Raw genomic sequence first — 10,633 nt, forward strand, 5'->3', positions numbered from 1 at the left:
GAATGATGTCACGCTGAAAATGCCGGCCTTTGAATGGGTTCATGTGCAGCTCCATCAGCAAAAGGGGATGATAAGTTTATCACCACCGACTATTTGCAACAGTGCCATAGATTCTTACGTAGCGTTTCTGGCGTGCATTTTCGGGTGGTTTGTTACTGTTTTTAACGGGGATACGTCAGAAACGCGCTCAGGCCGTCTGAGCGGTACGCGTAATGAGGCGTTATGGTAAATAGCCTATGCTAATGTCCGCTAAGAGCGAGGAGCAGACGTTGAAGGCTAAAAGAAGGCTACTGAATTTGTGGCGATTCAGTCTTCATCCGCACAATGTGGGCAGCCCGTATACCTCATTGTCTCGCCCATTGCTTCACAGGGAGTCCCACAAATTTCACAAGTATCATAGCCTGTATGGATCTCAAGACATCGTGTGCACAGGAAGTTCTCGCCAAACACACAGACCGTTTCATGGCCCTCACAGTGAGCGCAATTTGCTAGGCCATCGGGATACATCATTTCGTCCACATGACGAAAATTCTCCTCATCAAGCAAGTTATACCTTGAGAGTTCTGCGTTACAGGTGCGGCAGATGAAGGTATCGTCATCTTCTTCTTCCACCGGCAGAACCTGGTCTGTATCACACTCAGGACAGGTAAACTTTACATGGCGCTCTGAGTGAAAACAGACGCGACAAGTTTGCTCATAAACGGTAGGACCGTTCTTCCCGACGGCAAGAATTTCCATGATGGCTGCTGGCTTGTGGCAAATGGTGCAGGGATGAAATTCAGCGCCCTCAGTCGCAAGTTGTTCCAGCTCGGGCTGGATATGTTTCAGACGGGCTTCGGCATAAAACTCGTTGCCTCGCAGGAGTTGTGTTTCACCTAATGCCAGTGCCCAGTTGTGTGGTGAAGCAAAATGCTGTTGCCAGTCTTCACGCATTAGTCGGTTCAGTGCAAACCATGCCCGAGCCTGTTCAGCCAGAATGGTCTCCACCTCAGAATCACTAAAAGCTGTATGAAAGAAATGAACTACACGGTTTCGGTGATTGCGAATGGTATTAAACACAGCTTCGGTTTCTTTAGGCAGGGGCTTTTCAAGGATATCCCTCAACCGGGTACAGACATCATCAAAGGACACCGACTGAAAATCACCGGCAAGGTAGCTTTTACGCGATACTTTTTTACCGCTGCAGACCAGCGTCCAGTGTTCGCTGGCAAGGGGTACCTTGAGCAAAATTTCTACAGCTATCCAGAAACTAACTACCGAGTGTTTGTACTGTTTGGCCTCGAACTCTTCACGTGCCTTATCCAGAAAATCCATGCCATTCTTAATGAGAGCCGCCACATCAGCTGCGAGAGGGGCAGGTAATTTTGTTCGTGTATGCATCCTGATCTCCGTTATCACGGGGGGCCGGCAGCTGCTGCAGAGATTAGTGGGTATAGAGGATAAATCTTAGTTGCTGGCTGGCCACCACATCGAGGGCAAAGACTTTGGTGTTGACCTCATTGCACTCAAACTTCTCATGCACCATCAGCCATTGCAGGATCTTCGGATGAACAAGGCCATACAACAGGTGCATTACAAGACTGATCCTACCCAATGTGAGCAAGACCCTAGCGAGGTTATAGTTTCAATAAATTCCGAGCTGAGTCCGCCACAGCACAGTGATTTCGCCACCGATTGTAATCTCACTCGATAAAATTAAACACAGTTATTCGCATCATTTCCCGGCTGGCAATGCGTTCACCGTGGATGCCATATTAGATAGCTCCCTTGGAAACCCTTAACGTCCGCTCCTGGCACAAAGCGGACAGTGATCACCGTTCTTACGACTACTTTCTGACTTCCTTCGTGACTTGCCCTAAGCATGTTGTAGTGCGATACTTGTAATGACATTTGTAATTACAAGAGGTGTAAGACATGGGTAGCATTAACCTGCGTATTGACGATGAACTTAAAGCGCGTTCTTACGCCGCGCTTGAAAAAATGGGCGTAACTCCTTCTGAAGCGCTTCGTCTCATGCTCGAGTATATCGCTGACAATGAACGCTTGCCGTTCAAACAGACACTCCTGAGTGATGAAGATGCTGAACTTGTGGAGATAGTGAAAGAACGGCTTCGTAAGCCTAAGCCAGTACGTGTGACGCTGGATGAACTCTGATGGCGTATTTTCTGGATTTTGACGAGCGGGCACTAAAGGAATGGCGAAAGCTGGGCTCGACGGTACGTGAACAGTTGAAAAAGAAGCTGGTTGAAGTACTTGAGTCACCCCGGATTGAAGCAAACAAGCTCCGTGGTATGCCTGATTGTTACAAGATTAAGCTCCGGTCTTCAGGCTATCGCCTTGTATACCAGGTTATAGACGAGAAAGTTGTCGTTTTCGTGATTTCTGTTGGGAAAAGAGAACGCTCGGAAGTATATAGCGAGGCGGTCAAACGCATTCTCTGAACCAAAGCATGACATCTCTGTTTCGCACCGAGGGTGACACTTCTGCTTTGCGTTGACACCCTCTGATTTAGACAATTGCAGCCATAAAGCCCCGTTGGTGATACAGCAACAAGCGGAGCGTAGTGACGTCATCAGATTGTCAGAGGGATCACACCTTATCAGGATAACCGTGTACCTTTCGGAGCGTGACTGAAACGCTGATAGAACTTGCATGTGGTTTGCAAGAACCAATCACTGTCAACAACGGGTAAAAAGTGATCCACTTACCGCCACCACCAACGGTTTAATATTGATCCACCTTGTTTACTCAGGATTAGCTTCAGCTATAACCCCGGCCTTTCGTTTCTGCTTCAGTCGATAGCTTTCCCCTTTTATTTGCACGACGTGTGAGTGATGTAAGATCCGGTCCAGCATCGCCGATGTCAGCGCTGCATCACCGGCGAACGTCTGATCCCACTGCCCGAACGGCAGGTTGGAGGTCAGGATCATCGCGCTCTTCTCGTAACGTTTGGCGATGACCTGGAAGAACAGCTTGGCTTCCTCCTGACTGAACGGCAGATAACCTATTTCATCGATGATAAGCAGCTTCGGGGCCATGACACCACGATTGAGAGTCGTTTTGTAACGGCCCTGACGCTGTGAAGTGGACAGCTGTAGCAGCAGGTCCGCTGCTGTTGTGAAGCGAACCTTGATGCCCGCCCGTACTGCTTCGTAGCCCATGGCTATCGCCAGATGCGTTTTTCCCACGCCCGATGGCCCCAGCAACACGATGTTTTCGTTACGCTCTATGAAGCTCAGGGATCGCAGCGACTGGATTTGCTTCTGAGGAGCGCCGGTGGCGAAGGTGAAGTCGTACTCCTCGAACGTCTTTACCGCCGGGAAGGCTGCCATCCGCGTGTACATCGCCTGTTTACGCTGATGCCGGGCCAGTTTCTCCTCATGTAACAGGTGCTCCAGGAAGTCCATGTAGCTCCATTCCTGATCCACCGCCTGTTGCGACAGCGCCGGCGCTGCGCCGATAAGACTGTCCAGCTGGAGCTGTTCGGCAAGCACCATCAGCCGTTGATGTTGCAGTTCGACCATCATGCGGCTCCTCTGCAGAACGTGTCATAGATGGAGAGCGGATGATGCAACGGCTGCCTGTCGAAGGTCATCAGGCTTTCATCAACCTGCACGTCATACTGTTTTTTCTCCGGTGGCAGTGCCAGCATGGATTGCTGTTCCTCCACCCAGCGATCGCAGGGGCGGGTCTGGATAGTTTCATGCTTACGTTGATTGGCCACATCGTACAGCCAGCGCAGGCCGTAACGGTTTGCGGTTTCAACATCGACGGTGATCCCCATCGGACGCAGGCGTGTCATTAACGGGATATAGAAGCTGTTGCGGGCGTACTGCACCATCCTCTCCACCTTGCCTTTAGTCTGCGCCCTGAAGGGACGGCACAGGCGGGGAGAGAAGCCCATCTCTTTGCCGAACTGCCACAGGGAAGGATGGAACCGGTGCTGCCCGGTCTGGTAAGCATCACGCTGCAGCACCACCGTTTTCATATTGTCGTACAGGACTTCCTGCGGTACACCGCCGAAGAAGCTGAACGCATTGCGGTGACAGGCTTCCAGCGTGTCGTAGCGCATGTTGTCGGTGAACTCGATGTAAAGCATTCTGCTGTATCCCAGAACAGCGACGAACACATGCAGGGGTGACTTGCCGTTTCGCATGGTCCCCCAGTCAACCTGCATCTGCCGTCCGGGCTCGGTTTCGAAGCGAACGACCGGTTCTGCCTGTGCTGGCAGGGTCTGTTTACGGATGAACTCTCTCAGGATAGTAAGCCCTCCACGATAGCCCAGCTCCATGATTTCCCTGGCAATAACGGTCGCCGGGATTTTGTAGGGATGCGCATCGCTGATCCGCTTAGAGATGTAATCACGGTATTCATCGAGCAGTGATGATGGTGCCGGGCGTGGTGAATACTGCGGCTTTTCAGATTTGGCTTTCAGGTGGCTGCGGACAGTATTGCGCGAAATACCCAGCTCCCTGGCAATGGCCCGGATACTCATTCCCCGCTTGTGCAGGACTTTAATTTCCATACGAATCTCAAAAGTGATCATAAGCTCCCCTGTATTCAGAGGAGCAGATTAACCCCTGGATCAATTTTCAACCGCTGGGGTGGATCAGTTTTGCACCGTTGGTAACAATCACCATTAACCTGTTTACGCAGCCACAGGGCCGCACATCGGGATTAAATGCGGCTTTCAGACGGTGTACCTAAGCATCCTTGGAAGGCTTTGTGCACAAAGCTGCTATGCCCAAGGCTAACTAAAACCCAGTTACCAGAAAGTGCCTCTATCCAAAAAGCCAAAAAATATGCACAAGAGGCCGAGTTTTGGCAGCATGTTGGTAGCAAAATGCACTTTGTTATGGTTTCGGGTGACTCAATGAAAACGTTGGTTACGGTTTTTGCAGTAAAGTGAGTGAGCTAATGTAGTATTCGAAATTTCTGAATATTTCTTATGTGCCAAAAGCAGACCTTGCCAAAGCACGTTGTGCACGTTGCAAGACTTGACCCCAGACTTTCTTAGCGAAGTGTCCACTTTTGCTGGTACGGATCACTCGAAAGTGTTAGCAATAGAGTAGACGCGATATGAAGTTGTGTAGTGGTAAGTGGCACTGTCAACATTGGTGCTCATATCACGGATTCGCGAAACGCGATTATAGAAACTGTTGCCATATTAGACTTATGGTGTTTAATATCAGGAACTTAAAGAATTTATTGAAATGCTCGTTGGTGATTATCTCGCTAAAAAGTGCTAGATAAGAAGCAAAACTAAACCTGTTTTTCTCGAGATGTAGATGTGTTGAGTTTGCAACACGTAGGTAATCCCTTTATTTATTGTTTGAATAGAAATCATGGCTTTAGAACAAGTTATCTACAACCTTGAAGAGGTTAAAGGGCTCTCTGATGAAGAGCTTTACCAACGCCTTTATGATAGTTGGGGCTTGGAAAATCATAAAATTGATGTCTGGGGTGAACTGAGTATTAACGTGGCAGGGAACTGGGCTGGTATCCGTAACGCAAAAACTCTTAGTGGCAACCAAAGCATAGAATACCCTCTGGCTGATTCGCATGAATTGCAATCAGGTGTGTTTTTAACCCCATCAGTAGCAAAAATAGTGTTAGGCAATGACACTAAAGGGATGGTTGCTTGTGAACTGATGTTAGCATCCATCCCGCAAAGAGCTAAAAAAAACAACCCATTTCTATTAGCCGTCAATGATAAGACGGTTGAGCGTTTGACCTATCTGCCCGATGCATTACCTAATTTAGATCGGCAAGCCCTAATTCAAAATGAAGATGAAACACTGCTACGCAAAGTTATTTATGACGCAGAAGTTAAGCGCGTTAAACATAAAATCGCCTCAGAAACAGAAGCGTTAGAGGCAGCGTTGCAAGAAAAACAACAGGATATGACTGACAAGTTGGCGGAGTTGTCAGACGCATTCAAAAGTACACAGGATAAAATCACAGCATCAACGACAGAGCTTGAAAGCTCAATCAAGAGAAATGAAGAACTAAATAATGATAATCATCGGCTAAATCTGAAGATTCAGGAAAGCAAAGCTGAGTTAGACGTCATTATCGAAAAGAGCCGAAAAGTAGAGGAAAGTATGGCAAGAAAAGTCGAGAAACTAACAGATTTCATCAAAGAGAAAGCCATCTTCCTGAAGAGTTTTGAGTTTTTGGATGAGGAAGATTTCGACTTTTTTGTTGGAAGCCCCTTGTCTAATAAGGAGCGTGGTGAACATATCTCTTTTTCACAAGCCCTTTATTCAAACTACAGCGATGCAGTTTCTTACATTCAAGCGTACCTCAAAGAACGAGACATCCTGTACCCTCGCCATATTATCGAGAACTTCCTAACGCTTATTCGCACCAATGATCTCATCATTCTGGCGGGGGACTCAGGCTCAGGCAAAACAAACCTGGTTCAGTCGTTTGCCAAGGCTATTGGTGGGGTATCTAAGATCATTCCGGTTAAGCCTAACTGGACTAGTTCAGAAGATTTGCTGGGCTATTACAATCCCCTAGAGAAGAAATATTTGGCGACACCATTTCTTGAGGCATTGATCGAGGCTAAGCAAAACCCAGATATCCCATACTTCATCTGTTTAGACGAAATGAACCTTGCCCGAGTGGAATATTACTTTGCCGACTTTCTTTCTAAGCTAGAGGAGCGTAACGAGCAACCGACCATTCAACTTTACTCGGATGATGAAGCTGCACACGTTCTTGCCGAGCTAAAAGGGGTTGTTTCTGTCATTTCTAACGCGCAAGAAAAGTTCAGCAAAAATGGCATCGTGGACTTCGTTGCGCTCATGCAAGATGAAGAAATTAACGCTGAAATGAAGCGCGCGTTTGGCTTTAGCGATAAAGACTCACTGATTAAATACCACGGTGATATCAGACGTATGTTGGCAGGTGTTCTCGGCACGCCTTCGTCAATCACGATTCCAGCGAACGTAAGAATTATTGGTGCTATCAACATCGACGAAACAACCCATTACCTCTCACCAAAAATACTTGATCGTGCACACGTGATGAAGTTCAAGAGTCCTTTGCTGACCGACTGGGATGCTATTTTTGATGAGATTGACTCTTACGGGCTCGACGACGTTACTTTACCGCTAGTGTTTGATATTGAAGAGCTTGGTGAGCGTACCCCTTATCCGAAATTTGAACGTTTGAATGAATTCTGCGAGTTATTTACGACTTTAAACCGCGATGTTTTCGACCCGCTTGGCGTGGAATTTGGTATGCGAACTATTCGACAAGGGCTTAACTATGTAAGTTTATTTAGCGATGTAAACGATAATAAGTCTCTGGCCATCAACAACTTTATCGTTCATAAGGTGCTACCAAAATTCACATTTGATGGCGATAAGCAAGTGGGTGATTACAGTAAAGCTGAGCTTGTTAGCCGTGTATTCTTACCTCGCCTTGAGTCGCTGCTGGACAACCAAGTAGAAATAGCGGCGGAGTTTTCATGCACCAAATCGATAGAGCGTTTAGTTAAAACGGCTGAATCGAATGATGGCGTTGTGAACTACTGGGCGTAATCATGGAAACTCCATTCGTTATCAAGTTTATCGAGACCAAATGGCACGATAAGCAAACCTTAGTCAGTGTTAGCGAGTCGGAGTACTCGCTAAAGCTTGAGCAGACGGGGAACAATGCATTTTCCGCACACACCACCATCTACCCTAAGGTCGATGAGCTACGTTTTGCTCAACTTGCGATAAAAACTAAGCAGGGTGATCAGTCTCCGCCTTACATTGTCATGCCTAATGGTGATAGAAAGCAGTTAGAGTCGATAACCGATCCCGCATCTAATGCTGTGTGGTGGGTTGAGCCTGCTCATTGGGACGCAAAACAACGGGTGTGGCGCAGTGAAGCGAGGCGAACGGCTGGTCAGATCACGTTTGTTATTGGTAACTCGACACTAAAGCTTGATATTGATATCTCCGAACAGACCAAATCGGATCTTTCACGTTACCTGTCAGATTTTAAAGCGGACCTGTGGGAGCTGATCCTCGATGAGAATAGTCATATCACGGGCGACGCTAAAAATTCACAGGTTGCAGCCATCGACCAAGAAGCGCTGTCATTAGTCGCATCAATTCTTAGCAATGCACAAACCATCCTCAAAAAGCCCAAAGTTGAACTGAAAGAAATTCAAGCGTTAAAGCCAGCAAAAGAAGTACGTCCTGTTCCACGTACATTTATGGAGATTTGTACCAAAGGTTCGCGTAAGCATTTAACGAGCCGCGCATCTGAGCCGAGTTACAACGTGCCAGAAAACCAGTATGTGCTGTATGTGGTTTTGAGCACGCTGAGCATTGTAAAGCAATTGGTTAAGGTGGCTGAGAGCAAAAAGAGTCGTTTTTCTGGGGCTATTGAAAAGCTCAATGAGCGTTTAGACAGTTTAAAAGACTATCGTATTATCAACCGTGACCTAGTAGTTAAAGACTTAGAACGACTTAAAAAGCGCTTTGATACAGAAGTAATCAATGCCGAGTTGGCGAGTCAGTTAGGTGAAATTAATGCCAATAAATATTTTTCGCAAAATCATGCCGCTAAAGGTTACCTCAGATTAGAAAAAACCACAGGATCTGAGAATGAGTGGTGGGCGAAAATTAAGCCGTCCCAGCATGATGATTGGCAACAGTTTGAACTTGATGGATATACCATTTTTAGTTCTGGTGAGTATTACGCGAGCTTGTTTCAGCCATACAGCGACTATGACATGGTGGCGATTATGCCTCCTCCCTCTAGGAGAGGAACAGCTTCGATCTTGTACCCAGAGTACATATCCAAACTAACGATTCTGGCGGATTCACGATCCCTCTTAAGAGATAAAGAGAAGTTTTCCAAGTTGCGCGAGCAAGGCATTGCTCTAAATGAAAATGGTTGGAAAACGAAGCTGACACCGGAAGAGCTCTCTGAACAGGAGAAAGAACGAGAGACAATTCGAAAGCGCCTTAGTTACTTTGCTAGTGAGCATGAAAAAGTAGGAATAGTGCATCAGGTACTGGCGCCCAAAATAAAGCCTTTCCAGCAAGTAGAAAAAGAATGGCGTCAATGCAAAGTCAAAAGTAAAAGCACCTTTCCTAACTCTATGACTTTTGTGCAAAACCCTGCCTATCAAGCGGTTCACTCGGGTTTTAAAAAGTTAAAAGAGCAGATTGGCTTGGCCGATGAAGACATTTTACTTTCGCTGGAGAAAATCGAGGCGATTGGACTAGTCAACATGCCACTAATTTATGAACGTTGGTGTTTGCTGCAAATCATCAAAGTGCTGACTCAGGCATTCCGATATCTGCCAGAGGACAACTGGAAACGAAAATTGATTGCGAATATTCAAGGCAATGAAGAACAAATCAGCATTCAGTTTTTCAACCCTAATGTTTCAAGAAAAGTCACCTTGCAATACGAGCCGTTCTTAGCCAATGGTAAGCGCCCTGATTTTGTTTTGGATGTAGAAGCGATTACCAAAAGTGGTAACCAGATTTCAAAGCGGTTAGTCGTCGATGCAAAGTACTATTCTGCTGCCTATCTCAAGCTTAGAGGCGGGATCGGTGGGGTTATCCATGAACTTTACAACGGCAAAGATTATAGCGAATGCCAAGAAAACAGTGTGTTTGTTCTGCACCCCGTGTTAGATGCGGTTGAGAAAGTCGTATCTCCACAGGAATGGGCGAAAGACAGTTATTTGGGCGAACTATCCATGTTTGATTGGGAGCCAGCATACCATCAACGTCAAGCTACAAACTATGGTGCAGTATGTGCTAACCCAATGAAGTCGCAACGCTATCTTGATGAAATCCAACGTATGCTAGGGATGTTTCTACAGTACGGCATTGAAGACAATACATCTTTTCGAGGAGCATCGGATGATACTCATGCGGTGAATTTTTGTGTTTCTTGCGGGTCTGAAAAAGTAGTTGATGTAACGAAATCAATGAGTTCAAATAATCAAAAGCGTTGGTATCGGTGCAATGAGTGTACACACTTTACCGTGTATACCCACTGTGGTACATGCAATACACGATTAATTAAGAATGGCGAGTATTGGACCTATTTGTCTTTGATGCCTATGTCTTCAATTAACATAAAGTGTCCAAACTGCGAGTCTCCCGTATGACGGGTTCTATTTGGGGTCTGACGCTCAGTGGAACGAAAACTCACGTTAAGCAACGTTTTCTACCTCTGACGCCTCTTTTAATGGTCTCAGATGTCCTTTGGTCACCAGTTCTGCCAGCGTGAAGGAATAATGGCCGAGCATATTGATATGTCCGTGGCAAAGCGGGGAGAGGCGTGCGATATCTTCATCATTCAGTGTTTCACCTTGCGCCCGGAGATGATCCAGGGCTGCCTGCATATACATAGTGTTCCATAACACGACGGCGTTAGTGACCAGCCCCAGTGCGCCCAGTTGATCTTCCTGGGGTCAGTTTGGAGATCGGAAATTTTTGTACGTTAAGCGCATTATTTAACCAATCTTGGTTCGTAAGGGGTTGATTTTGCGTCAGTGGTGACCTGCCCCCACGATTAGATACAACACTCAGTTAGTAACGTCGGAATCTTCATTCTCAGAATGACCCTTTCTCCAGCCCGCTGCAAATTCAGACGGTGTCTG

9 protein-coding genes and 3 pseudogenes are annotated in these 10,633 nt (G+C 46.7%); 6 read left to right on the forward strand and 6 right to left on the reverse strand.

What is annotated here, in order from left to right; genetic code table 11:
- Positions 1-229, forward strand: a 229-nt coding sequence (locus ACOTX3_RS24960; RefSeq protein ID WP_205247964.1) for a hypothetical protein, incomplete at its 5' end; no start/stop codon positions are given.
- Positions 230-306: 77 nt separating this feature from the next.
- Here ACOTX3_RS24960 and ACOTX3_RS24965 read toward each other — a convergent pair.
- The 3 genes and pseudogenes from ACOTX3_RS24965 to ydfV form a co-directional block, all read right to left on the reverse strand.
- Positions 307-1,380 carry a hypothetical protein gene (locus tag ACOTX3_RS24965; RefSeq protein ID WP_000557466.1) on the reverse strand — a complete coding sequence of 358 codons (1,074 nt, stop codon included), beginning with the start codon at positions 1,378-1,380 and terminating at the stop codon, positions 307-309.
- Positions 1,381-1,423: 43 nt separating this feature from the next.
- Complete coding sequence (locus ACOTX3_RS24970; RefSeq protein WP_000550473.1) at positions 1,424-1,573, reverse strand: hypothetical protein; 150 nt, start codon at positions 1,571-1,573, stop codon at positions 1,424-1,426.
- Positions 1,574-1,779: 206 nt separating this feature from the next.
- Positions 1,780-1,890: pseudogene (gene ydfV, locus ACOTX3_RS24975) on the reverse strand (protein YdfV); the annotation flags it as partial.
- Between the two features lie 24 nt (positions 1,891-1,914).
- On the opposite strand from ydfV, the gene relB reads away from it, so the two are divergent.
- Positions 1,915-2,154: a type II toxin-antitoxin system antitoxin RelB gene (gene relB / locus ACOTX3_RS24980; RefSeq protein WP_000534857.1), complete on the forward strand. Its 240-nt coding sequence runs from the start codon at positions 1,915-1,917 to the stop codon at positions 2,152-2,154.
- A complete protein-coding gene (gene relE / locus ACOTX3_RS24985; protein WP_000323025.1) occupies positions 2,154-2,441 on the forward strand; it encodes a type II toxin-antitoxin system mRNA interferase RelE in 288 nt (95 codons plus the stop codon). Before relB ends, relE begins: the two co-directional genes overlap by 1 nt.
- Before the next feature lie 303 nt (positions 2,442-2,744).
- Here the strand turns inward: relE and istB are convergent, their stop codons facing one another.
- The gene (gene istB / locus ACOTX3_RS24990; protein ID WP_001531258.1) at positions 2,745-3,527 is read right to left on the reverse strand and encodes an IS21-like element ISSen3 family helper ATPase IstB; all 783 of its coding nucleotides are present in this window, start codon (positions 3,525-3,527) and stop codon (positions 2,745-2,747) included.
- Positions 3,524-4,546 carry an IS21-like element ISSen3 family transposase gene (gene istA, locus ACOTX3_RS24995; protein WP_000627495.1) on the reverse strand — a complete coding sequence of 341 codons (1,023 nt, stop codon included), beginning with the start codon at positions 4,544-4,546 and terminating at the stop codon, positions 3,524-3,526. Before istA ends, istB begins: the two co-directional genes overlap by 4 nt.
- 138 nt (positions 4,547-4,684) lie before the next feature.
- On the opposite strand from istA, the pseudogene ACOTX3_RS25000 reads away from it, so the two are divergent.
- The 3 genes and pseudogenes from ACOTX3_RS25000 to ACOTX3_RS25010 all read left to right on the forward strand — a co-directional run.
- Positions 4,685-4,909: pseudogene (locus ACOTX3_RS25000) on the forward strand (hypothetical protein); the annotation flags it as partial.
- 436 nt (positions 4,910-5,345) lie between these two features.
- The gene (locus ACOTX3_RS25005; protein ID WP_001162839.1) at positions 5,346-7,553 is read left to right on the forward strand and encodes an AAA family ATPase; all 2,208 of its coding nucleotides are present in this window, start codon (positions 5,346-5,348) and stop codon (positions 7,551-7,553) included.
- A 2-nt stretch (positions 7,554-7,555) separates the two neighbouring features.
- Entirely contained in the window at positions 7,556-10,138 is a 2,583-nt protein-coding gene (locus ACOTX3_RS25010; RefSeq protein WP_000449742.1) for a nuclease domain-containing protein, read from the forward strand.
- Between the two features lie 78 nt (positions 10,139-10,216).
- Here the strand turns inward: ACOTX3_RS25010 and ACOTX3_RS25015 are convergent.
- A pseudogene (locus tag ACOTX3_RS25015) lies at positions 10,217-10,441 on the reverse strand (Tn3 family transposase); the annotation flags it as partial.
- Between the last annotated feature and the right edge of the window lie 192 nt (positions 10,442-10,633).

The organism is Enterobacter cloacae complex sp. IR5384 (assembly GCF_049237265.1).
GTDB lineage: Bacteria > Pseudomonadota > Gammaproteobacteria > Enterobacterales > Enterobacteriaceae > Enterobacter > Enterobacter cloacae.